The organism is Luteimonas sp. A501 (assembly GCF_054052085.1).
Map to the genome: position 1 here is coordinate 151,029 of NZ_JBSVRI010000002.1, position 23,521 is coordinate 174,549.

The window sequence follows — 23,521 nt, forward strand, 5'->3', positions numbered from 1 at the left end:
GCCAACGGGCGTGCCACGGGCGAGGTACGCGCATGATGAAGTGGTTCGAACTCGGGCTGGTCATCCTGACCTTCGCCTCCGGCATCATCTGGCTGCTGGACCGGCTGTTCTTCGCCAAGGCGCGCAAGGCGCGTGCAGGCCTGCTGGACGAGGACAGGGAGCCGGTCGTCGTCGACTACGCGCGCGCCTTCTTCCCGATCCTGCTGGTGGTGCTGGTGCTGCGCAGCTTCATCGCCGAGCCCTTCCGGATCCCGTCCAGTTCGATGATGCCGACGCTGCTGATCGGCGACTTCATCCTGGTCAACAAGTTCGCCTACGGCCTGCGCCTGCCGGTCAACAACAGGAAGGTGATCGAGATCGGCCTGCCCGAGCGTGGCGACGTGGTCGTGTTCCGGCCGCCCGCGCACCCGGACCAGGACTGGATCAAGCGCGTGGTCGGCTTGCCGGGCGACCGGATCGCCTACAGCGACAACGTGCTGTACGTGAACGGCGAGCCGGCGGCCTACCAGCCGGTCGGCGACTACGTCGGCAAGGGGCGCGGCGAGGAGATGACCGGCGCGACGCTCCTGGCCGAAGACCTGGGCACCGGTCCGCACGAAGTGCTCGAGATCGAAAGCCCGCTGTTCGCCAGCCACGGCGTGGGCGAATGGACCGTGCCCGCGGGCGAGTATTTCGTGATGGGCGACAATCGTGATAGAAGCGACGACAGCCGCTTCTGGGGCACGTTGCCGGAGGCGCAGCTGCGCGGCAAGGCGTTCCTGGTGTGGATGAACTTCGACAGCGCCGCCGGCGGCGTCGACTTCAAGCGCATCGGCACGCGCCTGTGACCACGGCCGCACCGGCCGGCGCGACAACCAACGCATCGCGGACCAAGGGGAGAGGGGAAATGAGGAATTCACAACGCGGCATCACCCTGCTCGGATTCATCATCGTGCTGGCGGTCGTGGGCCTGTTCGCCTACGTCGGCATGAAGCTGTTCCCGATGTATTCGGAGTACTACAGCGTGCGCTCGGCGATGAAGGGGCTGGCCAACGAACCGGGCATCGCCAACACCGAGCCGCGCAAGATCCAGGACCTGTTCTTCCGTCGGCTGTACATCAGCTACTCGGAGAACGTGAAGCCCGAGCACGTCAAGCTCAAGCGCGTGGGCGCCGGCTGGCAGATGGACGTCAAGTACGAGGTCCGCAAGGAACTCATCGGCAACCTCGACGTCGTCGGCAAGTTCGAGTCCACGCAGATGCTGACCCGGGCCGGTGCGGTCGATTGATGCCCCTGCGCGCATCGCGGGACACGTGTTCCGCGATCCCGCGCTCCTGGCGCAGGCGCTGACCCACCGCAGCGCCGGCGCACCGCATAACGAACGCCTGGAGTTCCTCGGCGACGCCCTGGTCGGGCTGATCGTGGCCGAGGCGCTGTACCTGCGCTGGCCCAAGGCCGACGAAGGCGCGATGACCCGCGCCCGCGCCGAGATGGTGCGCGAATCGTCGCTGGCGCGGATCGCGCGCGCGCTTGAGCTCGGCGCGCGCATCACGCTGGGGCCCGGCGAGATGAAGTCCGGCGGGCATCGCCGCGACTCGATCCTTTCCGACGCGCTTGAAGCAGTGGTCGGCGCGATCTTCCTCGACGCCGGCTTCGAAGCCTGCTGCGCCGCCGTGCTGCCCTGGTTCGAACCCGAGATCGACGGCCTCCCGGCCGGCGGCATCGGCAAGGATCCCAAGACCCGGCTGCAGGAGTGGCTGCAGGCGCGGCAACGTCCGTTGCCGACCTACGAACTGCTGTCGGAAGGTGGCGAAGAGCACGCGCGGATCTTCCTGGTCCGCTGCCAGCTCAGCGATCCCGCGACCGACGCCGAAGGCAGCGGCAGCTCCCGCCGCGCGGCGGAACAGGAGGCCGCGTCCGCGGTGCTCGCCCAACTGGAACCAGTGAAACCATGAACACCCAAGCCCCCAGCCGCAGCGGCGCGATCGCCATCGTCGGCCGGCCCAACGTCGGCAAGTCGACCCTGGTCAACGCGCTGGTGGGCGTCAAGGTCAGCATCGTCTCCAACCGCCCGCAGACCACGCGCCATCGACTGCTGGGCATCGCCACCTTCCCCGGCGGCCAGCTGCAGCTGGTCGATACCCCCGGCATCCATCGCGGCGAACGCAGGCAATCGGCCACCGCGATGCACCGGATGATGAACCGCGCCGCGCGCGGTGCAGTCGAAGGCGTGGACGCGGCCGTGCTGGTGGTCGAGGCCGGACGCTGGGACGATGAGGACGGACTCGCCTACGAGGCCCTGCGCGAGGCGAAGGTGCCGGTGGTGCTGGTGGTCAACCAGGTCGACCGGATCAAGGACAAGGCCAGCCTGCTGCCCTACCTGCAGCAGGCCACCGAGGGCCGCGAATTCGCCGGAGTGCACCCGGTGTCCGCGCTCAAGCGCACCGGCCTGGACGCGCTGGTGGCCGAGCTGCTGGCGCTGGTGCCCGAAGGCGAGCCGGCTTACGACGAGGACGCCATCACCGACAAGAGCCAGCGCTTCCTGGCCGGCGAGCTGCTGCGCGAGCAGCTGATGCGCCAGCTTGGCGCCGAGCTTCCGTATTCGACCACGGTCGAGATCGAATCCTTCACCGAAGAGACCTCGAAGTCCGGCCCGTTGCTGCGCATCGGTGCCGTGATCTGGGTGGAGCGCGACGGCCAGAAGGCGATCGTGATCGGCAAGGGCGGCCAGCGCCTGCGCGAGATCGGCACCAAGGCGCGGCTGTCGATGGAGCGCCTGTTCGACTGCAAGGTTTTCCTCGAGACCTTCGTCCGCGTCCGCGCCGGCTGGTCCGACGACGAAGCCGCCCTGCGCACCCTCGGCTACGGCGACTAGGTGTGATCTCTCAGTAGGAGCAGCTATAGCTGCTCCCACAAAGGCCGGCACGAGGAGCGTTCGCGGCCATGGCCGCTCCTACAATGGCGGGATGCGAATCCTTGGCGAACCCGCCTATGTCCTCCACGCCCGGGCCTGGCGCGAGACCAGCCTGCTGCTCGAGGTCCTGTGTGCCGAACACGGGCGCATCGGCCTGGTCGCGCGCGGCGTGCGCGGGCCGAAGCGGCAGGCGCTGCGCGCGGCGCTGCAGCCGATGCAGCACATCCGTTTCGACGCCGTTCTCCGCGGTGAACTCGCGCAACTGACCACGGCCGAGGCGCTGGACGCCGCACCGCGGCTGCAGGGCGACGCGATGCTGTCGGGCTTCTACGCCAACGAACTGATCCTGCGCCTGGCCCCGCGCCAGGATCCCCAGCCCGAGCTCTACGCCACCTATGGCGAACTACGCGCGCGCCTGGGCGCCGGTGAACCCTTGGCCTGGACCCTGCGCCGATTCGAACGCGACCTGCTGGACGCGCTCGGCGTCGGCGTTGACTACGCGCACGAAGGGGACGGCAGCCCGGTGGACCCGGCCGCGCGCTACCGGCTGGACGCGGAACAGGGACCGCTGCGCGTGCATGGCGATCGCGGCGGTGGCGATCGCGCGCGCACCGCCACCGGACGCGCATTGCTGGCGCTGGCCGCGGACAGCGTGCCGCCGGCGGAGGACCTGGGCGGCCTGCGCCGGGTGATGCGCGAAGTGCTGCAGTCGCATCTTGGCGGTCGGCCGCTGGCCTCGTGGCAACTGCTGGGCGACCTGGGCCGGATGACCGCGACGCCCGTGCGTCAGGGCCGCGGTGAGAGTTCCTGAGCCGCGGCGTCGAAGTGCGCGAGCGCTCCTGCCGAGGTCGGGGCGCATTGGAGTGCGATCACCGCCTGCTCCAGCCGCGCCGCGCCCACGAATCCGCAGCTCGCGCGCAGGCGGTGCAGGGCGTCCTGCACCGTCGCCTGGTCGCCGGACTGCCCCGCGGCCATGACCAGGCGATGGGCGGCCGGCAGTTCGGCCAGGAACAACTGGCGCAGGGCATCGACATGCGCACGTTCGCCGTTGAGCGCGCGCAGCGCTGCGGCGTCGTCCCATGCCGATTCCGCCGACCGATGCGCAGCCGCGGCTTCCGCAACCCCCGGCCCGGGCTCGGCGATGCGCAACGGCGTCCGTCCAGCCAGGGTTCCGGCAATCGCGGCCCGCAGCGCGGCCGCGGCCAAGGGCTTCACCAGCACCGCATCGAAGCCGGCCTGGTGCAGATACCGGTGGACGTCGTCTTCGCGCGCGGCAGTGTGTGCGATCGCGGGCGTGACCAGGCCCAGCGCCCGCAGGTCGGCCAGCAGGCTGGCTCCATCGCCGTCGGGCAGGTGGGCGTCCACCAGCCAGAGCGCGTAGGCGATGTTGCTGGCCTGGGCGCGGGCGGCCGCGCGGGTTCCCACGATATCCACGCTGGCGGGCAGCGCTTCGGTGGCGGCCGCCAGGAAGGCGGCGGTGGTGTGGTCGTCCTCGACCAGCAGGATGCGGGGCTTCATCAACGCGTACGCTCCTGTCGCTAACCTGACAGCCATGTCAGCGTGGATCTTACCCCTGCTTGGATTGTTCGCGCTGCTGCACGCCGGCGGCGCCGATGCGCGCACGCTGACCGCGCGCGTGGCCGAGGTGTCGACGCCGGTCGCGACCCTGCACGATGTGGAGGTGCGGCTGGACTGGCCGGCGGGGGCGGACAGCGGCGACCTGCGCATCAGCGCCGGGCGCGCCGAGGCCCCGGATCTCGGCTATCGCTTCCACGCGCTGTCCTGGCGCTGCCCGCTGCGCCGCGATGGCGACGAAGGCTGGCGCTGCGAGGGCGAAGTCCGCCAGGGACAGGGTGCACCGCTGCGGCTGGCGCTGGCACTGCCGCATGGCGACATCCAGGCCGCGCTCTCCGGTGCCGACGGCACGCGCCTGGCACTGCTGCGCACGGAGGCGGAGCCGGACCTCTTCGCCATCGACCTTGCGCGCGTCCCGGTGGCCTGGGCGCAGGCGCTGGCGGCGCAGGCCTGGAGCGAGGTCCAGCTTGGCGAGGGCCGCGTGGACGGGAACCTGCAGGTGCGCGTTCCCGACGCCGGACCGCTGCGACTGCAGGGTCGGCTGGCGCTTGCCGACGCAGCCTTCGACAGCACCGACGGCCGCGTTGCCGGTGCCGGCCTTGCCGCGGGCCTGGACTTCGACTGGTTGGCGCTGGATGACGGCCCGCTGCTGGCGCTCGACGGTGAACTGCGCGGCGGCGAGCTGCTGCTGGGCGGCGGCTATTTCGTGCTCCCCGACGCGCCGTTGCCGCTGCACTTGCGGGCGCAGCGTGCGCTTGACGGCTGGGCGCTGACGGAATTTTCGGCCAGTGACCCGGGCGTGCTCGAGGTCGGCGGCAGCGCATTCCTGGGCGAATCCGGCCTGCGCGATCTTGCGCTGTCGCTGCGCAGCGCCGACGTTTCGCTGCTGCCGGAGCGCTATCTCTCGGGATGGCTTGGCGTGGCGGGCCTCGGCGGGCTGACGATGTACGGGGCGCTGGACATCGACCTGGCGCTGCGCGACGGCGTGCTGTCGAGCTTCGACCTGCGGCCACGTGCACTCGACCTTGCCGCGCCCGGCGACCGCTTCCGCTTCGAAGGCCTTGATGGCCGCGTCCACCTGGTATCCGAGGGCAGCGCGCAGAGCGACCTGCAGTGGCGAAGCGGCGCGCTCGGCGCGATCGCGCTTGGCGCGGCGCGGCTGCCGTGGCGGAGCAGCGGCGGCGAACTGCACCTGCGCGAGGCCACGGACATCCCGCTGCTCGACGGGCGGCTCTCGGTGTCGGCGCTGCACCTGCGCCCGCCCGGCCAGCGCGGGCCGCTGCTGATCGAGGGCGCGCTCTCGGTGGAGGCGCTGGACATGGCGCGGCTGATGCCGGCCCTTGGCCTGCCGGCCTTCCCGGGCACGCTGTCCGGAAGCATCCCCGGCGTGCGCTACGTCGGCGAGCGCCTGGATTTCGACGGCGGCCTGGTCATGCACGCGTTCGATGGCGAAGTGCGGGTGTCGTCGCTGGCGATGGAGCGGCCCTTCGGCGTCGCGCCCACGCTGCTGGCCGACATCGGCTTCGACGGCCTGGACCTGCGGGCGCTGACCGGCGTGTTCGAGGTCGGCGGCATCAGCGGGCGGCTGCACGGCCACGTCGAAGGCCTGCGCCTGGTCGACTGGGAACCGGTGGCCTTCGATGCCGAGCTGCACACCGAACCGCGCCGCGGCGTTCGCCAGCGGATCAGCCAGCGCGCGGTGCAGGACATCTCCAGCGTCGGCGACGCCTCGTTCACCGCCAGCCTGCAGGGCCAGCTGCTGGCGCTGTTCGACGACTTCGGCTACCGCCGGATCGGCCTGTCGTGCCGACTGGTGAACGGCGTCTGCACGATGGCCGGATTGCAGCCGCGTGGCAGCGGGTTTGTTATCGTCGAAGGGTCCGGGCTGCCGCGGCTGGACATCGTTGGTTTCAACCGGCGCGTCGACTGGGACACCCTGGTCGAACGCCTGGCCGCCGCAGGTTCCGGCGAGGTCTCGCCGGTGTTCGATTGACCCGTCCCAGGAGGACTGCATGCGTTCGTACACTCTGCCAATCGCCGCCGCGCTGGTGCTCACCGCCTGCGTCACCATCAACGTGTATTTCCCCGCGGCCGAGGCGCGCGAAGCCGCGCGCGAGTTCGTCGAGAAGGTGATCGGGGACGGGGACGGGGACGGGGGCGCGGCCCAGGCGCCGGGTGTTCCGGAGGGTGACGCTCCGGCGAGCGACAGCCCTGCGACTGATGTTCCAGAACGCGATGTTCCCGAGAATGACGTCCCAGGGCATGACGTCCCCGGAAATGGCCAGGCAGGCGCCGTGGCGCAGCTTCCGGACGCGAAATCGCGCCGCCTGGACTTCGATCCGTGGATCCTGCTCGGCATCGCACCGGCGCACGCGCAGACGCCGGACATCAGCATCCGCACGCCGGCGATCCAGGCGATCCAGCAGCGGATGGAGTCGCGCTTCACATCGACCCTGCGCCCGCACTTCGACAGTGGCGCGCTGGGCTTCGGCAGCGACGGCCTGCTGGTGGTGCGCGATGCCGCGAAGCTGCCGCTGAAAGACCGCGTGGCGGTGAACGCCGCGGTGGCCGACGACAACCGCGACCGCAACGCCGTCTATCGCGAGATCGCCGTCGCCAACGGCCATCCGGAGTGGGAGTCGCAGATCCGCGACGTGTTCGCGAAGCAGTGGGTGGCGAGCGCGCGCTCTGGCTGGTGGTACCAGCAGGGCGGCGCCTGGCGCCAGAAATAATCCCCCCTTTTTTTGTGGGAGCGGCTATAGCCGCTCCCACAACAGCGGTCGCGGCTACAGCGGCTCCTGCAGGGTCAGAATGGGGGTTCGATAGATTGTTCCGGGTATTTTTCATTGGCACGCATTGACAGGACTCCGTTCGAGGCCGAAATCCTCGAACTTGGCGCCGACGGCCGCGGCATTGCCCGTCGACCGGAAGGACATCCGCACGCTGGCAAGTCCGTGCATATCGCCGGCACGCTCGCCGGCGAACGGGTAATGGCGGTGCAGACCCGTCGCGCACGGCGGTTCGACGAAGCCGAAGTCGTGGAAGTGCTGCTGGCCGCGCCCGAACGCGTGGAGCCGCAATGCCCGCACTTCGGCACCTGCGGCGCGTGCAGCCTGCAGCACATGGCCGGGGACCAGCAGATCACCACCAAGGCGCGGATGCTGGCCGCGGACTTCGAGCACATCGGGCAGGTGCGGCCGGAGGCAACGCTGCCGCCGCTCACCGCGAGCCCCTGGGGCTATCGCCGGAAGGGGCGGTTCTCGGTGCGGCGCGTGGAGAAGAAGGACAGGACCCTGGTCGGCTTCCGCGAGCGCGATGCGCGCTTCGTTGCGGAGTTGAGCGAATGCCACACCCTGGTTCCGCAGCTTGGCAGCCGTCTCGGGGCGCTCGCAGCCCTGGTCGACGGCATGGACGCGCGCAGCGCGATCCCGCAGATCGAGTTCGCAGCCGGCGACGACGCCACCGCGCTGGTGTTCCGCCATCTTGAACCGCTCGGCGAGCGCGACCGCGCGGCGCTGGTGGCGTTCGCGCAGGAACACGATCTTGCCGTGTACCTGCAGCCGGGCGGGCTCGAGACCGTTGCGCCGCTGTGGCCCGAAAGCCCGAGGCTGGCGTTCCGTCTCGCCCGCTGGGACGTCGAGCTGGAGTTCCAGCCGCTGGACTTCATCCAGGTCAACGCCGCGCTCAACGAATCGATGATCGCGCACGCGCTTGAGCTGCTCGACGTGCAGCCCGGGGAGCGCGTGCTCGACCTGTTCTGCGGCCTGGGCAACTTCAGCCTGCCGCTGGGGCGGGTCGCGGACGAAGTGGTGGGCGTGGAAGGCGATGCCGGGCTGGTGGAGCGCGCGCGCGCGAATGCGGCGCGCAACGGCATGGCGCACGTGTATTTCCACATGGCCGACCTGACCACCGACCTGCGCGAGCAGCCCTGGATGAAGGCGGGCTTCGACAGGCTGCTGCTCGACCCGGCCCGCGCCGGCGCGCTGGAAGTGCTGCAGCAGCTGCCGCTGGAGGGCCTGAAGCGCATCGTCTACGTCAGCTGCCATCCCGGCTCGCTCGCGCGCGATGCCGGCTACCTCGTCAACGAGCGCGGCTGGCACCTGCGCGCCGCAGGGGTGATGGACATGTTCCCCCACACCGCCCACGTCGAATCCATCGCCGTCTTCGACCCGCCAGCTCACGCCCACCCCCTGTAGGAGCAGCTATAGCTGCGACCAGCCTCACCTTCACCTGTGGGAGCGGCTATAGCCGCGATAAGCTGTCTGGCCGGGATCGCAGCTATAGCTGCTCCTACAGAGGGTCGTGAGGGTTCATGGGTATCGAGATAGAGCGGAAATTCATGGTGACCGGCGAAGGCTGGCGCGACGCGGCGCACGCCGTGGTGCCGATGGCGCAGGGCTACCTCAACGACCAGTCGTCGATGGACGAAGGGCGGCAGCGCGCTTCGGTGCGCGTGCGGCTGGAGGGCGATGGGGCGTTCCTCAACATCAAGTCGCGCGAGCTCGGGCACACCCGGCAGGAGTTCGAATACCCGCTGCCCGTGACCGAAGCCCGCGAGCTGCTCGCGCTGTGCGTCGGCGGTCTGGTCGAGAAGCGCCGCCACCTGGTGCGCCATGGGGATCATCTGTGGGAAGTCGACGAGTTCCTCGGCGACAACGCCGGCCTGGTGGTCGCCGAGATCGAGCTCGAAAGCGCCGCGGAAACCTTCGAACACCCCGCCTGGCTGGGCGTCGAGGCCACCGACTGCCCCCGCTACTACAATCTGGCCCTGGCCGCGCGGCCGTACTCGCTGTGGAGCGATGCGGAACGCGCGGGACCGGCCGCCTGAGGAGAACCACCATGCTTGTCATCGGCATCGCCGGTACCGAACTCAACGCGCAGGAACGCGACTGGCTGCAGCACGATGCCTGCGCCGGCGTGATCCTGTTCACCCGCAACTTCGCCTCGCGCGCCCAAGTGGCCGAGCTGTCGCAGGCCATCCGCGAGGCCGCGCCGCGTCCGCAACTCATCAGCGTCGACCAGGAGGGTGGCCGCGTGCAGCGCTTCCGCGAGGGTTACAGCGCGCTGCCGCCGCTGGAGACCTTCGGCCGCGACTACGCCTGTGATGCCGAAGGCGCCCTGCAGCGCGCCCGCGAACACGCCTGGCTGATGGCCAGCGAAGTCCGCGCATCGGGCGTCGACCTCAGCTTCGCCCCGGTGGTCGACCTGGGCCGCGGCAACCTCGCCATCGGCGACCGCGCGTTTTCCGACGATCCGCAGGTGGTCGCCGCCTTCACCCGCGCCTACGTCGAAGGCATGCACGAGGCCGGCATGGCGGCCACGCTCAAGCACTTCCCCGGCCACGGCTCGGTGCGCGAAGACACGCATTTCGACGACGCCGTCGACGACCGCCCGCTGGACGTGATCCGCGCCCATGACCTGGTGCCCTTCGTCGCCGGCATCGACGCCGGTGCCGACGCGGTGATGCTCGCGCACGTGGTCTACCCGCAGGTGGCGCCGGAGCCCGCCGGCTACTCGCCGCTGTGGATCAACGGCATCCTGCGCAAGGAAATGGGCTTTCGCGGCGTGGTCTTCTCCGACGACATCGGCATGGCCGCGGCGCACGGCGTGGGCGGCATCAAGGCGCGCGTCGATGCGCACCTGGACGCCGGCTGCGACGTGGTCCTGGTCTGCCACCCGGAACTGGTGGAGGAATCGCTGGCCGCGGTCGAAGGCCGCAGCCTCAACACCATGGCCCTGGCCGGGCTGGTCGGCCGCGGCGCGCTGGGCTGGGACGGCCTGCTGGCCGACGCGCGCCATGGCGCCGCATCCGCGCGCCAGGGCGGCGGGGTGGCGGCATGAACGCGCCGAGGCTGGCCGAGGTCATGGTCGATGCCGACCTGATCCACGACCGCGACGTGCTCGAGGACGCGATCGAGGGCATGGCCGATGCCATCAAAGCCGAGTACGCCGATGACGAGCGCCCGCCTTTGTTCGTGACGATCATGAACGGCGGCATGCCATTCGCGACGCAGCTGGCGTTTGCCTTGGGCGAGCGCGGCCTGGACCTCGAATTCGACTACCTGCACGCCACCCGCTACCGCGGCGGCACCAGCGGCTCGCGCCTGGCCTGGCTGCACCGCCCGGCAACGCCGATGCGCGGCCGCCGCGTGATCCTGGTCGACGACATCCTCGACGAAGGCCACACCCTGAAGGCCGTCACCCGCTGGTGCGAAGACGAAGGCGCCGCCGATATCCGGGTCGCGGTGCTCGCCACCAAGGTCCACGACCGCTGCGTGGACGGCGTCTGCGCCGACTGGGCGGGCGTCGACGTGCCCGATCGCTACGTCTTCGGCTACGGCATGGACTACAACGAACAGGGCCGCAACCTGCCCGCCATCTACGCGCTGGCCGACTGAGCGCGCGCCACGCAGGAAACGGACATGTCGCCCGAAACCAATACGCCAAAGCTCGCCGATGAGCTGATCGCCCTGGCGGTGATCGGCGGCACCGGGCTGTACCGGCTCGCCGGCCTCGAAGACGTCCAAACGCAGCAGCCGCCCACCCGCTACGGCGCGCTGTCGGGTCCGGTGCGGATCGGCCGGATCGCAGGCAGGCAGGTCGCCTTCCTGGCCCGCCACGGTGAGGGCCATTCGGTGCCCCCACACCTGGTCAACTACCGCGCCAACCTCTCCGCGCTGCACGCGCTGGGCGCGCGCCGGGTGCTCGCGCTCAACACCGTGGGCGGCATCACCGATGCCTTCGGCCCGCGCGTGCTCGCCTGTCCCGACCAGCTCATCGACTACACCTGGGGCCGCATCTCGACCTTCTGCGAGGAGCCGGGCACCGAGGTGCTGCACGTGGACATGGGCGATCCCTATACGCCCTCGCTGCGTCGCGACGTCCTGGCGGCTGCCGCACGTGCCGCTGTCGCGGTGGTCGATGGCGGTTGCTACGGCGCCACCCAGGGGCCGCGCCTGGAGACCCGCGCCGAGATCGCGCGCATGCGACGCGACGGCTGCGACCTGGTCGGCATGACCGGCATGCCCGAGGCCGGGCTGGCGCGCGAACTCGGCCTGGACTACGCCTGCCTCGCCATCGTTGCCAACTGGGCGGCGGGCGCGGGGCCGCAGGTGGACGAGGTGATCACGCTCGACGACGTACTTGCGAACGTGGCTGCGGCATCGTCCGGGCTGCCCGCGCTGGTCGAGGCGCTGCTCGCCGGCTGATTTGCACGGCGGCGCCGGGCTTTGCATACTCGGCTCGCGTGTGCCCGGTCCCTTGCAGGTCGGCGCGCGCAATCGTATCCAGACGAGGTAGAACGAGTCATGCAATACGGCACAGTGAAGTGGTTCAACGACGCCAAGGGTTTCGGCTTCATCGCTCCCGAAGACGGCAGCTCCGACGTGTTCGTGCACTATTCGGCGATTTCTTCCGAAGGCTTCCGCAGCCTGCAGGAAGGCCAGCGCGTCAGCTATGAAGTCACCCAGGGTCCGAAGGGCGCACAGGCGGCAGGGGTGGCGCCTGTCGCATAAGCGACATCGCAACAATATTTTCCTGTTCCAGGGCCCCGGAGTGTTTCCGGGGCCCTTTTCTTTCCGGGCCATTGCCCCGGGTCATGCGAAGGTCAAACCCCGCTGCGATGATGCCGGTCTGCCTCCGTCCGCTGGAGTTCCGCATGCTGCACTGGATTTCGCTCGCCCTCGCCATGGCCATCGCTCCCGCGCCCGCCGCCGAAACCGGCAACAACCCGGAAGCCGCCGCCGCCATCGCAGCGCCGCATGACGGCAAGGCGGTGGTGATCGCGCACCGCGGCGCCAGCGCCGTGCTGCCCGAGCACACCCTGGCTGCCTACCTGCGCGCGATCGAAGACGGCGCCGACTACATCGAGCCCGACCTCGTCTCCACTCGCGACGGCGTGCTGGTGGCACGGCACGAGAACGAGATCGGCGGCACCACCGATGTCGCCGCGCACCCGGCCTTTGCCGACCGCAAGGCCACGCGCACGGTCGATGGCCACGAGATCGAAGGCTGGTTTGTCGAAGACTTCAGCTTCGACGAGCTGCGCACCCTGCGCGCCCGCGAGCGCATCCCGCAGCTGCGCAGCACCGCCGCTGACGGCCTGCACCCGGTGCCATCCTTCGACGAGATCATCGAACTGGTCGCGCACGAATCCGCGGCGCGCGGGCGGGTGATCGGCCTGATCCCGGAGATCAAGCACCCCAGCCACTTCAGCGCGCTCGGCCTGGCGATGGAAAGCCGCGTGCTCGCGGCGCTGGTTGCGCATCCCTACACCCGCAGTGCGCCGGTGGTGATCCAGTCCTTTGAAGTCGGCAACCTGCGCGCGCTGCGCACGCAGCTCGGCGAGGGCAGGGCGAACATCCGCCTGGCGCAACTGCTCGGTGCGCCGGACGCTCTGCCGGCCGACGTCCCCGCCGGCGGCCAGACCTATGCCGACTTGGCAACGCCCGCCGGCCTGCGTGACGTAGCAACCTACGCCGACGTACTCGGCCCGCACCTGCAGTACGTGGTGCCGGTGGACGCCGACGGCCGCCTGGCCAAGGCGACCACGCTGGTCGCCGACGCGCACGCCGCGGGGCTGCAGGTCATGCCGTACACGTTCCGCCCCGAGAATCATTTCCTGCCGCGCAGCCTGTGGGAGGGCGACGACCCGCGCAGCCGCAGCGAGGAGGGTGCCATCGCGCATATCCGCGCGCTGCTTGAAGCCGGCATCGATGGCTTCTTTACCGATGATGTCCGCGTTGGGCGCATTGCGGTGGACGAGGCGTCCGACGCACGCGGCCTCAACAAGCAGGTGCGCTGAACTACCCTGACCCCCGAGATGCTCACGCGATAGTGTCGGACTCGCCATGGATCAGCCTTGATCCATCACCTCGGCGAGCGGGGTATCTCCGTCGTAGAAATCCACGGTCTGGCGGCTGGCAGCGCCGGTCTTGATGACGTGTGCAATCGCTTCGGCGACATTGGCCCGCGAGGTGACGCGTTTGTCTTCCGGCCAGTCCGCGCCTGCCATTACCGCTCGCAGGATTTTCCCTGTTGCCGGTTCCAGCGTGAGCAGGCCGGGCCCGAGGATGGTGTAGTCCAACCCGGTCTCGCGCAGCTTCGCATCCGCATCATGCTTGGCTTTGGCATAGGAGTAGAACGGGTCCGTCGGGTCGAGCTGGTTGACGTGCATGTCGGCGCCGGCATAGGACACCATGACGAAGCGGGTGACGCCGGCCTGCTCCGCCGCTTGCATGGCGCGGGTCGCGGCTTGGTAGTCGACGGCATGCGTGCGCTGCGGGCTCCCACCGCCGGCGCCCGCCGAGAACACAACGGCGCTGGCACCGGATTTGCCTTGTGCTGCTCTAGGCCTTCGCCACCTCGATCACCACCTTCCCGAAATGCGTGCCGGACTCCAGGTGGCGGTACGCCTCCTTCGCCTCGGCGAACGGGAACACGCGATCGACCACCGGCTTGATGCCGTTCGCGGCCACGAGACGGGCCGTCTGTTCCAGCATGGCGCGGCTGCCGACGTAAATGCCGACCATGCGCTTGGCGGTGGTCGCCAAAGTGAACGGGTTGAGCTCGCCGCCGAAACCGCTGACGCCGCCGATGATGGCGATGGTGCCGCCCACGGCGGTGGATGCGACTGAACGGGTGACGGTGCCCTGGCCGCCCACTTCCAGCACCACGTCGACTCCCTTGCCGCCAGTGTGGCGCAGCACCTCGTCCTGCCACTCGGGGGTCGTGCGGTAGTTGATCGCCACGTCCGCACCCAGGGCACGGGCGCGCGCCAGCTTTTCATCGCTGGACGAGGTGATGATCACCTGCAGGCCCGCGGCCTTTGCCAGCTGCAGGCCCAGGATCGAAACACCACCGGTGCCCAGCAGGAGCACGGTATCGCCGGGGCGGAGATCGGATGATTCGAAGATGGCGTTCCATGCGGTGACGCCTGCGCAGGGGAGGGTGGAGGCCTCGAAGTAGTCCAGCGCGTCCGGGAACTGCACCAGGGAGTCTTCATGCAGGGTGACTTCCTCTGCGAGCATGCCGTCGATGTCGCCACCGAGTGCGCTCCGGAATTTGTTTTGATCCGGCGCATCTTCAAGCCAATGAGGAAAGAAGGATGCCGCCACCCGGTCACCCGGCTTGACCCGGCTGACCATCGAGCCGACCGCGATGACATCGCCGGCGCCGTCGGAACAGGGGATGACAGGGTCATCGACCTTTACCGGATACACACCGTTGGCGACCATCAGGTCGCGATAGTTCAGCGACACGGCACGCACTTTGACGCGCACCTCGTGGGCTCCAAGCGGCCGCTCCGCAATATCTTCCAGCCGCAGTCCGTCGATCTTCCCGCCATGCGGGATCCGGTAAGCCTTCATGTTCGCGTCCTCTTATCGCCCATCATCGGGCCATTGGCCATTGTGGCCCCGGAGGCCGCGAAGTCCCGGTTTCCGGGCGGATCCTGCCTGGAACTGTGTGTCGCGGCTGCGCACGCACGCGCCTGGCGGAAGACCTGGTCGAAGGCTCCCCGGGTCAGTCGGCCGCGTCAGGCCAACCCACCCGGCCGCAGCTCGATTCCCAGCGCCGGCGCAATCACGCGCATCGCCTCGTCATCCCGACTCAGCGCAATCCACCCGGCCGTGGTCTCGGTGCCCGTCTCCCACACCCACAGCGTGTAGCCATAGGCGCGCAGCGCGTCGTAGGCCACGTGCACCAGATCGGGGATTCTGGCGTCGTCCAGGAACTCGGCATCGGTCGGATCCTCCACGCCCCAGTCCAGCTCGAGGTTCCAGCGGGCGACCAGTTCGTTGATGCTTTCCACCAACGCGGCGGCATCGTCGTCGTGGACCTGGAAACCGGACTTCCAGTCGATGATGTCCTTCAGCACCCAGGCCGGCTCGTACTCGTCCTCGCCGGCGTCGGCGGTGGTGTCCTGGTAGGCGCTGAACTGCTGCAGGGCGGTTTCTTCGTCGCCCGGATTGATGAGCAGCAGCAGCTGCCAGACCAGCGCTTCGCTGCCGGCGTCCTCGTCGATCTCCAGGTCCGGGTCGAAGCCGCCGGCGTAGTTGTCGTCGGGGTCGAACTCACTGTCGGGGGCGTGCATGGGGTGTGGCCAAGGGGGCGGGGCGCACAGGATAAGCCCGGCGCGGTGACGGCGGTAACGGCGTTGGCCGCCCGGCGGCGCAAGCCCGCGCTGTCGTTTGCGCCGCCCAGCCCGCAAACTATGCGCATGACCACGAACCCACCGGGTGCTCCTGGCGCCCGCCCGCAGCTGCCCGCTGAATCCATCGAAGCGCGGCTGAAGCTTGCCACCGACACCCTTGAAACCGTCGCCGCGGACCATGCGCTGCTCGACGCGCTGGACGATGCCACCCGCGAGCGCCTGCACCGCGCGGTCGCAGCACTTGGCGCGCCGGTGGATGCCGTCGCGCGCCGCCAGCGCCGCAAGCAACAGAAGCGCAGCCGCGTGCAGGCCAAAAACGAGCGCGACGATGCGATCCTCGACGCCACCGGCATCCGCACCCTGCGTCGCCAGCCGGTGTTCACCACGCCCAACTATTTCCCGCCGGCGGACTTCACCCCGCGCGACCTCGACGCCGACGTGCCCGCGCACCACGAGACCCTGGAGCCGCAGCACTGCTACGTGTGCAAGCAGAAGTACTCGCGCATCCACCACTTCTACGACCAGCTGTGCCCGGAGTGCGCGGACTTCAACTTCGCCAAGCGCACCGAGCTCACCGACCTGACCGGCAGGGTGGCGCTGCTGACCGGCGGCCGGGTCAAGATCGGCTACCAGGCCGGGCTGAAGCTGCTGCGCTGCGGCGCGCGGCTGATCGTGACCACGCGCTTCCCGCGCGACTCCGCGGCGCGTTACGCCGAGGAGCCGGACTTCGCCGAATGGCACGATCGCCTGGAAATTTTCGGGCTCGACCTGCGGCATACGCCGAGCGTGGAGGCGTTCTGCAGCGAACTGCTGGCCACCCACGACCGGCTCGACTTCATCATCAACAACGCCTGCCAGACCGTGCGCCGCCCGCCGGGTTTCTACACCCACATGATGGCCGCCGAGACCGCGGCGCTGCACGACGCGCCGGAGCACCTGCGCAGGCTGCTGGGCCGCTATGAAGGCCTGCGCGCGGACGCGCTGCTGCCGGGCGGCGCGACCACCGCGCTTGCCGGCCGCGACCCGCGGCACGAGGCCGCCGCCGGCCTGACCCGCGCCGCGGAGCTGTCGCAGGTGCCGCTGCTGGCCGAAGAGCTGCTGGGCCAGTCGCACCTGTTCCCCGAAGGCCGCCTGGACCAGGACCTGCAGCAGGTCGACCTGCGCGGGCGCAACTCCTGGCGCCTGCAGATGGACGAGGTGCCCTCGGTGGAGCTGCTGGAAGTGCAGCTGGTCAACGCGATCGCGCCCTTCCTGATCAACGCGCGCCTGAAGCCGCTGATGCTGCGCACGCCGGACGGCTCGCCGCCCGCGCCCGACCGCCACATCGTCAACGTGTCGGCGGTGGAGGGGCAGTTCTACCGCAACTTCAAGACCACCCGGCACCCGCACACCAACATGGCCAAGGCCGCGCTCAACATGATGACGCGCACCTCGGCCGCCGATTACCACGGCGACGGGATCCACATGAACTCGGTCGACACCGGCTGGGTGACCGACGAGGACCCGGTGGAGATCGCCGCGCGCAAGACCATCGAAGAGCGCTTCCACCCGCCGCTCGACATCGTCGACGGCGCCGCGCGCATCGTCGACCCGATCATCGCCGGCCTCAACACCGGCGAGCACGTCTGGGGCCAGTTCCTGAAGGACTACCGCCCGACCGACTGGTAGCGCCGCAGCGTCGCAGACCACGCCCGGTTTTTGTGGGAGCGGCTATAGCCGCGATCCAAGCCGGTAGAAGCATCGCGGCTATAGCCGCTCCCACAGGGTGCTAACGTTCGCGATGGACCCGCCGGGAGCTGTGCGATGAAGCCATTCCAGACGCACGTGGTCGACAACCAGCCGCCGCCGTTCACGTCGCGCGACCTTTGGCATGACGATGTCGCGCTGCGCGAGGCGCTGGCCCGCGAAGGTGGCCAGGCGTTCGCCAATGAGGTTGCGACCTACGGCGCGCTCGCCGGCGGCGAGCTGCTGGCGCTTTCGCACGACGCACATCGCGACCGCCCACGACTGCTCACGCACGACGCCACCGGGCACCGCATCGACCGCGTCGAATTCCACCCCTCCTACCACCGCGTGATGGAGACCGCGATCGCGCACGGCGTCGCCGGGCTGTCGTGGGCGCGGCCGGAACCCGGCGCACACGTCGCGCGCGCGGCGCTGGCCTACCTGCACTACCAGGCCGAACCCGGCAGCAGCTGTCCGCTGACCATGACCCACGCCGCGATGCCCGTGCTGCGCCAGGCGCCCGCGCTGCGCGAGTGGGCCGACAAGGTCGCCGCCTGCCGCTACGACGTGCGCGACGTGGCGATCGGCGACAAGCCAGGCGTCACGCTCGGCATGGGCATGACCGAAAAGCAGGGCGGCAGCGACGTGCGTGCCAACGCGACCATCGCCACGCCCAGCGGTGAGGGCGGCGACGCCTACACCCTGGTCGGCCACAAGTGGTTCATGTCGGCGCCGATGTCCGACGGCTTCCTGGTGCTGGCGCAGGCGCCCGGCGGCCTGACCTGCCTGCTGATGCCGCGCAGGCTGCCCGACGGCAAACGCAACGCCTTCACCCTGATGCGCCTGAAGGACAAGCTCGGCGACTGGTCGAATGCCTCCAGCGAAGTCGAGTTCCAGGATGCGCTGGCGTGGCGTGTCGGCGACGAGGGCCGCGGCGTGGCGACCATCCTGCAGATGGTGATGCTGACGCGGCTGGACTGCATGTTGGGCTCGGCTGGCTGCATGCGCATGGCGCTGGCGCAGGCGGTCCACCACACACGCCACCGCAGCGCCTTCGGGCGGCCGCTGTCGGCGCAGCCGCTGATGCGCAACGTGCTGGCCGACATCGCGATCGAGACCGAAGCCGCGCTGGCGCTGTCAATGCGCGTGGCGCGCGCGGTCGACGCCGCGGAACGCGATCCTGCCGAAGCCGCGTTCGCGCGCATCGCCACCGCCATCGGCAAGTACTGGATCTGCCGCCGCGCGCCCGCGGTGGTGAACGAGGCGCAGGAGTGCCTGGGCGGCGCCGGCTACATCGAGGAGTCGCTCCTGCCGCGGCTGTATCGGCAGGCGCCGCTGAACTCCATCTGGGAAGGCAGCGGCAACATCCAGTGCCTGGACGTGCTGCGCGCGCTGAAGCGCGAGCCGGCGGCCGCGAACGCGCTGCGCGCCGAGATCGAAGCCGCGCGCGGAATGCATCCCGCGCTAGACGCCGTGGCCGCAACGCTTGAAGACCTGCTCGTGGCCGCGGATGAGGCGGGATCAAGGATGCTGGTCGAACGCCTGGCGCTGGCGCTGCAGGCCTCGGTGCTGCTGCGTGCCGGTAGCCCGGTGGCTGAAGATTTCTGCCGCAGCCGCCTGGGATGCGAGCATGGTCTGGCGTTGGGAACGCTGCCGGTCGGGGTTGGCCATGGCGAGGTCATTGCGCGGGCGTTACCTGGTTGAAAAGCCTTTTTTGCCACGGATTTACGCGGATCAGAGCGGATTTACGCGGATAGAGCGGAAAAATCGATGGCAGAGGTGAAGCGGCCGGGAAGATTCGGCTGTTGCAGGAGCAGCCACAGCTGCGACGTCGTTGTACGGATCGCGGCTATAGCCGCTCCCACAGGGTGCGGGATGCCGTTGTGCGGATCGCAGCTATAGCTGCTCCTGCAGATGGGTTTGCCGGCCTATGGCGCAGAGGCGGGCGCGGCGTCGAGGAACTGCAGGCGCGCCAGTTCGGCGTACAGGCCGCCCTGCGCCAGCAGTTCGGCGTGGGTGCCTTCGGCGACGATGCGGCCGTGGTCCATCACCACGATTCGGTCGGCGCGCAGCACGGTGGCCAGGCGGTGGGCGACCACGATCGTGGTGCGACCTTCCATCAGGCGCTCGAGTGCGTGCTGCACCGCGCGCTCGCTTTGCGCGTCGAGCGCGGAGGTGGCCTCGTCCAGCAGCAGTACCGGTGCGTCGCGCAGCAGGGCGCGGGCGATGGCCACGCGCTGCTGCTGGCCGCCGGACAGGCGGGCGCCACGCTCGCCCAGCTCGGAGGCATAGCCTTCGGGCAGCTCGGCGATGAACTCGTGCGCTTCGGCGGCGCGCGCGGCCGCTTCGACCTCGGCGTCGGTCGCATCCAGGCGGCCGTAGCGGATGTTGTCAGCGGCGCTGGCGGCGAAGATCGTCGGCCGCTGCGGCACCAGGGCCATGGCCTCGCGCAGGGCGGTGGGTTCGAGTTCGCGCAGGTCAATGCCATCGAGCGAGACGCTGCCCGACTGTGGATCGCGGAAGCGTTGCAGCAGCGAGAACACGGTGCTCTTGCCGGCGCCCGAGGGGCCGACCAGGGCCACGGTTTCGCCAGGCGCGACTTCAAGCGTGAAGCCTTCCAACGCCGCTGCGTCGGGTCGGGTGGGGTAGTGGAATACGACGTCGCGCATCGCCACCGCGCCGCGCACCGGCTGCGGCAGCGTCTTCGGCGCGGAAGGTGCCACCACGGCGGCCTCTTCATCCAGCAGTTCGCCGATCCGGCCCATGCCGCCGGCCGCCTTCTGCAGCTCGTTCCAGACTTCGGCAAGCGCGCCCACCGAGCCCGCGCCGAACATCGCGTACAGCACGAACTGCCCCAGCGTGCCCGCGCTCATGCGGCCGTCGGCGACGTCGTGAGCGCCCAGCCACAGCACCAGGGTGATGGCGCCGAAAATCACCGAGATCGCGACCGCGGTCACCAGCGCCTGCACGCCGATGCGCTTGCGCGCCACCGCCACCGCGGTCGCCACGGCCGTGCCGAAGCGGCCGCGCTCATGGTTTTCACGGGCATGCGACTGCACGGTGTCGACGGCGCCCAGGGTCTCGGTGGCCAGGGCGTTGGCGTCGGCCACGCGGTCCTGGCTCTGGCGCGAGATCTTCTGCAGGCGGCGCCCGCCGAGCACCAGCGGCAGCACCGCCAGCGGGATCCCGACCAGCGTCCAGGCTGCCAGCCGGGGGCTGGTCACCATCAGCATGGCCACGCTGCCGAGCACCATCACCACGCTGCGCAGGGCCACCGACATGCTGGTCGCGACCACGCCGCGCAGCAGCTCGGTATCGGCGGTCAGGCGCGAGACCAGCTCGCCGGTGCGGCTGCGTTCGTAGAAGGACTGGTCCAGGCCCATGAGGTGGCTGAACAGCTGCGTGCGCAGGTCCGCGACCACGCGCTCGCCGAGCAGGGAGACGAAGAAGAAGCGCGCCGCGGTGGCGATGGCCAGCGCCAGCGTCACCAGGAACAGCAGCACGAACGCGGCATCGATGCCGGCACCGCTGGCGAAGCCGTCGTCGATCATGCGCCGCACCGCCAGCGGCAGGCTCAGGGTCGCGGTGCTGGATGCCAGCAGGGCGAGCAGCCATGCCGCCAGCAGGGCCTTGTGGCGGGCCAGGAACGGCCACAGCGGCCGCAGGGTCGACAGCGGGACCCTGGTCTTGCCGGTGGGATCGTCTTCGCGCGCGCCTTGCGCAGGGGGCGGGGTGGGAGTGTTCGCGAACTGGGCCATCCGGCCATTGTCGCCGATGCCCCGGGCCTATGGGTCGCTTACGCGTGCGCGATCGCGCGTGGCGTCGCGCAGGTGGCCGACCAGGTCCGCCAGGCGGCTGGCCGGCAGGCGCAGGCGGAAGTGGACGCCGTCGACGGCGAAGTCCTCGCTCAGCTTTTCTGCATCGAATGCAGGCAGCGCGGCGTGTACCGCAGCGAGGTCGGCGAAGGGGCAGGTGACCTCGACTTCGGCCATCTCCACCACTTCGCGCCGCTCGGCGGTGCGCAGGCATTCGGCCGCGGTGCCTCCGTAGGCGCGCACCAGGCCGCCTGCGCCGAGCTTGATGCCGCCGTACCAGCGCGTGACCACCACCACCACGCCATCGAGGCCCTGGCCGTCGATCGCGGCCAGGATCGGGCGGCCGGCGGTACCGGCGGGTTCGCCGTCGTCGCTGGAGCGGTAGGTGCTGCCAAGGCGCCAGGCCCAGCAGTTGTGGGTGGCGTCGGGCACCGAAATCGCGGCGATGAAGGCCGCGGCGGCGTCGACATCCTCCACCGGCATCGCGTTGGCCAGGAAGCGGCTGTGCTTGATCACGAGTTCGTGCGCGGCGGCCGCGGCCAGCGTGGTGCTCATTCTTCCAGCAGGGAGCGCAGCCCCTCGGGCAGCGGCGCGTCGGGGTGGCGGCGGCGGAACTCGGCGAAGCTTTCGCGTGCCTCGTAATAGCGTTCGGCGGCGACCAGCTCGCGGATCCGGGCCAGCCAGGCTTCGCGCACGGCGGGTGAGTCCACCGAGGCCGGTGGCGTGTCGTCCAGCGGCTGGTCGAACCAGTCCTCGACGTGGTCGTGGTCTTCAGCCATGTCCGCGGACTGCGTGGCGGCGGCTTCCGGCCGGGCTGCGGAATCGGCCGGGGGTGGCAGCACGAGCATCGACGCGGGTCGTTGCGGCGAGGGGGCTGGTGGGGCCGGGGGCGCAGGCGGTGCGGGCGGCGGAGCGGCTGCCGGCGTGTCCATGGGCGAGGGTGCGTCGAAGACCACGGGTGGCGCTTCGCGGCGTTCTACCCGTGCTTTCAGCGCTTCCGATGCGGCGTCGGGGCGCGATGATGCCGCTGCGCGGCGCGCCTGTCCTGCGGCGGCGGCATCGCGGGCATCGACCGCGGCCGATGTCGTTTCAATTCGGGAAGGAACGGCAGGGCGTGGAGCGGCGGATGGTTCGAGTGGAGGCGCAGCCGGTTCCGAGGCCGGCATCGCCTCGCTGGCCGCATCCTGCGCGGCCGTGCGCGCTCGTGGAGCCTCCGCCGGTGATGGGGCGGCTTCCGGCACGGAACGGATCGACGCTGCGGGCGCTTCGGTTTCAACCGTCATTACGGGCGGCTCCAGCGATGACCTCATCTGCCACGCCACGCCGACCGCGATCACCAGGGTCGCGGCCAGCGCGCCACCGCGCAGCCAGGCGGGACTGCGCCGCCGGCGGTGATGCCCGGCGCCTGACGTCGACGTCGTTGCCGTTGCCGTTGCTGTCGCGGCCGTCGTTCCCGATCGCACCGTTTCGGCCGCCACGTCCGCTGCCTGCGCAGTCATCCTATCGCCTGCAGCCTCGCGCGCAGCCGCCAGGATGGTCGCGTCCAGCCCTGCCGACGGACCTCGCGTCGACGCCGTCTGCGCCAGCGCATCGGCCAGCTCGCGCTCGGTCGGCTGCAGCGGGTCGGGGCCGGTCGGGCGCGTCATCGTCCTTCCTCCTGCGCGGTGGCAGCGGCCGGCGGGGCCAGGGCCGCGCGCAGCTTGTCCATGGCGTAGCGCAGGCGCGACTTCACCGTTTCACGGCCAACGCCGGTGATCTCGCCGATTTCCTCAAGGCTGAGCTCCTGCTCCAGGCGCAGCAGCACCACCTCGCGCTGCTCGTCGGGCAGGGTGTCGAGGGCCTGCTGCAGCTCACGGCGGCGCTCGAAGGCATCCATCTGAAGCTCCGGGCTGTCCGGGTCTTCGACCCGCAGCGTGCGCTCCTCGGCGTCGACGGGCGCCGGCGGGCGATACTGCCGGGCGCGCCAATGGTCGGCCACCAGGTTGCGTGCGATCCGGTACAGCCAGGATGCGAACGCGGTCTCCGGGCGCCAGTCGCGGCCGGCTGCCACCACCCGCTGCCAGGTGTCCTGGAAGACCTCGTCGGCCAGGCCGGGGTCGCGCAGCTGGCGCCGCAGGAAGCGGTACAGGCGCTCACGGTGGCGCGCATACAGGGTTTCGAACGCGCCGATGTCGCCCTGCGCCCAGGCCAGCATCAGCGCATCGTCGTCGGCCGCGTCGCTGGCATCGACGTGGCCATGTCCCCGTGAGGCGTCCATCGGCATGAGGTTAAGCCCTGGGCGACATCGCGGGAAGTCCGTGCGCGGGCCGGGTCCAGCGGGCATGATGGCAGCCGTGCCCGCGGGGGGTGGGCTCGCGGTCT

The 23,521-nt window shown here is 70.1% G+C and carries 23 protein-coding genes and 1 pseudogene; 16 read left to right on the forward strand and 8 right to left on the reverse strand.

From position 1 onward, the window contains the following. Positions 1-35: 35 nt before the first annotated feature. The 5 genes from lepB (at position 36) to recO (ending at position 3,704) form a co-directional block, all read left to right on the forward strand. Complete coding sequence (lepB, locus tag ACW7G5_RS07200; RefSeq protein WP_457003962.1) at positions 36-827, forward strand: signal peptidase I; 792 nt, start codon at positions 36-38, stop codon at positions 825-827. Positions 828-886: 59 nt separating this feature from the next. Beyond that, the gene (locus ACW7G5_RS07205; RefSeq protein ID WP_457003150.1) at positions 887-1,267 is read left to right on the forward strand and encodes a DUF4845 domain-containing protein; all 381 of its coding nucleotides are present in this window, start codon (positions 887-889) and stop codon (positions 1,265-1,267) included. Further along, positions 1,254-1,934 carry a ribonuclease III gene (rnc, locus tag ACW7G5_RS07210; protein ID WP_457003152.1) on the forward strand — a complete coding sequence of 227 codons (681 nt, stop codon included), beginning with the start codon at positions 1,254-1,256 and terminating at the stop codon, positions 1,932-1,934. Before ACW7G5_RS07205 ends, rnc begins: the two co-directional genes overlap by 14 nt. Next, positions 1,931-2,854 (forward strand): GTPase Era, encoded by a 924-nt coding sequence (gene era, locus ACW7G5_RS07215; protein WP_457003154.1) that lies wholly within the window; start codon positions 1,931-1,933, stop codon positions 2,852-2,854. Before rnc ends, era begins: the two co-directional genes overlap by 4 nt. Before the next feature lie 91 nt (positions 2,855-2,945). Next, entirely contained in the window at positions 2,946-3,704 is a 759-nt protein-coding gene (gene recO, locus ACW7G5_RS07220) for a DNA repair protein RecO (protein ID WP_457003156.1), read from the forward strand. On the opposite strand, the gene ACW7G5_RS07225 is transcribed toward recO, so the two are convergent. After that, a complete protein-coding gene (locus tag ACW7G5_RS07225; protein WP_457003158.1) occupies positions 3,680-4,411 on the reverse strand; it encodes a response regulator transcription factor in 732 nt (243 codons plus the stop codon). The genes recO and ACW7G5_RS07225 overlap by 25 nt on opposite strands. Before the next feature lie 34 nt (positions 4,412-4,445). On the opposite strand from ACW7G5_RS07225, the gene ACW7G5_RS07230 reads away from it, so the two are divergent. From ACW7G5_RS07230 to ACW7G5_RS07270, 9 genes are all read left to right on the forward strand, one after another. After that, complete coding sequence (locus ACW7G5_RS07230) at positions 4,446-6,461, forward strand: hypothetical protein (protein WP_457003160.1); 2,016 nt, start codon at positions 4,446-4,448, stop codon at positions 6,459-6,461. A gap of 19 nt (positions 6,462-6,480) precedes the next feature. Further along, entirely contained in the window at positions 6,481-7,200 is a 720-nt protein-coding gene (locus tag ACW7G5_RS07235; protein WP_457003162.1) for a YdbL family protein, read from the forward strand. Positions 7,201-7,314: 114 nt separating this feature from the next. Next, entirely contained in the window at positions 7,315-8,664 is a 1,350-nt protein-coding gene (gene rlmD, locus ACW7G5_RS07240) for a 23S rRNA (uracil(1939)-C(5))-methyltransferase RlmD (protein WP_457003164.1), read from the forward strand. A gap of 116 nt (positions 8,665-8,780) precedes the next feature. Beyond that, on the forward strand, positions 8,781-9,296 hold the full coding sequence (locus ACW7G5_RS07245; RefSeq protein WP_457003166.1) for a CYTH domain-containing protein: 516 nt from the start codon (positions 8,781-8,783) through the stop codon (positions 9,294-9,296). An 11-nt stretch (positions 9,297-9,307) separates the two neighbouring features. Next, positions 9,308-10,309, forward strand: coding sequence for a beta-N-acetylhexosaminidase (nagZ, locus tag ACW7G5_RS07250; protein ID WP_457003168.1), 1,002 nt, complete (start codon positions 9,308-9,310; stop codon positions 10,307-10,309). Next, positions 10,306-10,866 carry a hypoxanthine-guanine phosphoribosyltransferase gene (locus ACW7G5_RS07255; protein ID WP_457003169.1) on the forward strand — a complete coding sequence of 187 codons (561 nt, stop codon included), beginning with the start codon at positions 10,306-10,308 and terminating at the stop codon, positions 10,864-10,866. Before nagZ ends, ACW7G5_RS07255 begins: the two co-directional genes overlap by 4 nt. Positions 10,867-10,890: 24 nt before the next feature. Beyond that, entirely contained in the window at positions 10,891-11,676 is a 786-nt protein-coding gene (locus ACW7G5_RS07260; RefSeq protein WP_457003171.1) for an S-methyl-5'-thioinosine phosphorylase, read from the forward strand. A 99-nt stretch (positions 11,677-11,775) separates the two neighbouring features. After that, the gene (locus tag ACW7G5_RS07265) at positions 11,776-11,982 is read left to right on the forward strand and encodes a cold-shock protein (RefSeq protein ID WP_343255997.1); all 207 of its coding nucleotides are present in this window, start codon (positions 11,776-11,778) and stop codon (positions 11,980-11,982) included. A 143-nt stretch (positions 11,983-12,125) separates the two neighbouring features. Beyond that, the gene (locus ACW7G5_RS07270) at positions 12,126-13,271 is read left to right on the forward strand and encodes a glycerophosphodiester phosphodiesterase (protein ID WP_457003174.1); all 1,146 of its coding nucleotides are present in this window, start codon (positions 12,126-12,128) and stop codon (positions 13,269-13,271) included. Positions 13,272-13,322: 51 nt separating this feature from the next. Here the strand turns inward: ACW7G5_RS07270 and ACW7G5_RS07275 are convergent. From ACW7G5_RS07275 to ACW7G5_RS07285, 3 genes and pseudogenes are all read right to left on the reverse strand, one after another. After that, a pseudogene (locus ACW7G5_RS07275) lies at positions 13,323-13,787 on the reverse strand (NAD(P)H-binding protein); the annotation flags it as partial. A 28-nt stretch (positions 13,788-13,815) separates the two neighbouring features. Continuing rightward, positions 13,816-14,835: a zinc-dependent alcohol dehydrogenase family protein gene (locus tag ACW7G5_RS07280; RefSeq protein WP_457003175.1), complete on the reverse strand. Its 1,020-nt coding sequence runs from the start codon at positions 14,833-14,835 to the stop codon at positions 13,816-13,818. A gap of 167 nt (positions 14,836-15,002) precedes the next feature. Beyond that, positions 15,003-15,560 carry a DUF6630 family protein gene (locus ACW7G5_RS07285; RefSeq protein WP_457003177.1) on the reverse strand — a complete coding sequence of 186 codons (558 nt, stop codon included), beginning with the start codon at positions 15,558-15,560 and terminating at the stop codon, positions 15,003-15,005. 126 nt (positions 15,561-15,686) lie between these two features. Between ACW7G5_RS07285 and ACW7G5_RS07290 the strand changes: the two genes are divergently transcribed. After that, on the forward strand, positions 15,687-17,288 hold the full coding sequence (locus ACW7G5_RS07290) for an SDR family NAD(P)-dependent oxidoreductase (RefSeq protein WP_457003179.1): 1,602 nt from the start codon (positions 15,687-15,689) through the stop codon (positions 17,286-17,288). A gap of 135 nt (positions 17,289-17,423) precedes the next feature. Then, entirely contained in the window at positions 17,424-19,049 is a 1,626-nt protein-coding gene (locus ACW7G5_RS07295; RefSeq protein WP_457003181.1) for an acyl-CoA dehydrogenase family protein, read from the forward strand. A gap of 224 nt (positions 19,050-19,273) precedes the next feature. On the opposite strand, the gene ACW7G5_RS07300 is transcribed toward ACW7G5_RS07295, so the two are convergent. The 4 genes from ACW7G5_RS07300 to ACW7G5_RS07315 are packed head-to-tail and all read right to left on the reverse strand — an operon-like array spanning position 19,274 to position 23,423. Further along, a complete protein-coding gene (locus ACW7G5_RS07300; RefSeq protein WP_457003183.1) occupies positions 19,274-21,103 on the reverse strand; it encodes an ABC transporter transmembrane domain-containing protein in 1,830 nt (609 codons plus the stop codon). Positions 21,104-21,130: 27 nt separating this feature from the next. After that, positions 21,131-21,715, reverse strand: a complete 585-nt coding sequence (locus ACW7G5_RS07305; protein ID WP_457003185.1) for an IMPACT family protein — start codon at positions 21,713-21,715, stop codon at positions 21,131-21,133. Further along, a complete protein-coding gene (locus ACW7G5_RS07310; protein ID WP_457003187.1) occupies positions 21,712-22,806 on the reverse strand; it encodes a hypothetical protein in 1,095 nt (364 codons plus the stop codon). The genes ACW7G5_RS07305 and ACW7G5_RS07310 overlap by 4 nt, the downstream gene beginning before the upstream one ends. Then, entirely contained in the window at positions 22,803-23,423 is a 621-nt protein-coding gene (locus tag ACW7G5_RS07315; protein WP_457003188.1) for an RNA polymerase sigma factor, read from the reverse strand. The genes ACW7G5_RS07310 and ACW7G5_RS07315 overlap by 4 nt, the downstream gene beginning before the upstream one ends. Between the last annotated feature and the right edge of the window lie 98 nt (positions 23,424-23,521).

What these genes read in the sequence shown, in the direction of transcription:
- lepB (WP_457003962.1), top strand. Translation starts at nt 36, where the DNA reads ATGAAGTGGTTCGAACTCGGGCTGGTCATCCTGACCTTCGCCTCCGGC.
- ACW7G5_RS07205 (WP_457003150.1), top strand. Translation starts at nt 887, where the DNA reads ATGAGGAATTCACAACGCGGCATCACCCTGCTCGGATTCATCATCGTG.
- era (WP_457003154.1), top strand. Translation starts at nt 1,931, where the DNA reads ATGAACACCCAAGCCCCCAGCCGCAGCGGCGCGATCGCCATCGTCGGC.
- recO (WP_457003156.1), top strand. Translation starts at nt 2,946, where the DNA reads ATGCGAATCCTTGGCGAACCCGCCTATGTCCTCCACGCCCGGGCCTGG.
- ACW7G5_RS07225 (WP_457003158.1), bottom strand. Translation starts at nt 4,411, where the DNA reads ATGAAGCCCCGCATCCTGCTGGTCGAGGACGACCACACCACCGCCGCC.
- ACW7G5_RS07230 (WP_457003160.1), top strand. Translation starts at nt 4,446, where the DNA reads ATGTCAGCGTGGATCTTACCCCTGCTTGGATTGTTCGCGCTGCTGCAC.
- ACW7G5_RS07235 (WP_457003162.1), top strand. Translation starts at nt 6,481, where the DNA reads ATGCGTTCGTACACTCTGCCAATCGCCGCCGCGCTGGTGCTCACCGCC.
- ACW7G5_RS07245 (WP_457003166.1), top strand. Translation starts at nt 8,781, where the DNA reads ATGGGTATCGAGATAGAGCGGAAATTCATGGTGACCGGCGAAGGCTGG.
- nagZ (WP_457003168.1), top strand. Translation starts at nt 9,308, where the DNA reads ATGCTTGTCATCGGCATCGCCGGTACCGAACTCAACGCGCAGGAACGC.
- ACW7G5_RS07255 (WP_457003169.1), top strand. Translation starts at nt 10,306, where the DNA reads ATGAACGCGCCGAGGCTGGCCGAGGTCATGGTCGATGCCGACCTGATC.
- ACW7G5_RS07260 (WP_457003171.1), top strand. Translation starts at nt 10,891, where the DNA reads ATGTCGCCCGAAACCAATACGCCAAAGCTCGCCGATGAGCTGATCGCC.
- ACW7G5_RS07265 (WP_343255997.1), top strand. Translation starts at nt 11,776, where the DNA reads ATGCAATACGGCACAGTGAAGTGGTTCAACGACGCCAAGGGTTTCGGC.
- ACW7G5_RS07270 (WP_457003174.1), top strand. Translation starts at nt 12,126, where the DNA reads ATGCTGCACTGGATTTCGCTCGCCCTCGCCATGGCCATCGCTCCCGCG.
- ACW7G5_RS07280 (WP_457003175.1), bottom strand. Translation starts at nt 14,835, where the DNA reads ATGAAGGCTTACCGGATCCCGCATGGCGGGAAGATCGACGGACTGCGG.
- ACW7G5_RS07285 (WP_457003177.1), bottom strand. Translation starts at nt 15,560, where the DNA reads ATGCACGCCCCCGACAGTGAGTTCGACCCCGACGACAACTACGCCGGC.
- ACW7G5_RS07290 (WP_457003179.1), top strand. Translation starts at nt 15,687, where the DNA reads ATGACCACGAACCCACCGGGTGCTCCTGGCGCCCGCCCGCAGCTGCCC.
- ACW7G5_RS07295 (WP_457003181.1), top strand. Translation starts at nt 17,424, where the DNA reads ATGAAGCCATTCCAGACGCACGTGGTCGACAACCAGCCGCCGCCGTTC.
- ACW7G5_RS07300 (WP_457003183.1), bottom strand. Translation starts at nt 21,103, where the DNA reads ATGGCCCAGTTCGCGAACACTCCCACCCCGCCCCCTGCGCAAGGCGCG.
- ACW7G5_RS07305 (WP_457003185.1), bottom strand. Translation starts at nt 21,715, where the DNA reads ATGAGCACCACGCTGGCCGCGGCCGCCGCGCACGAACTCGTGATCAAG.
- ACW7G5_RS07310 (WP_457003187.1), bottom strand. Translation starts at nt 22,806, where the DNA reads ATGACGCGCCCGACCGGCCCCGACCCGCTGCAGCCGACCGAGCGCGAG.
- ACW7G5_RS07315 (WP_457003188.1), bottom strand. Translation starts at nt 23,423, where the DNA reads ATGCCGATGGACGCCTCACGGGGACATGGCCACGTCGATGCCAGCGAC.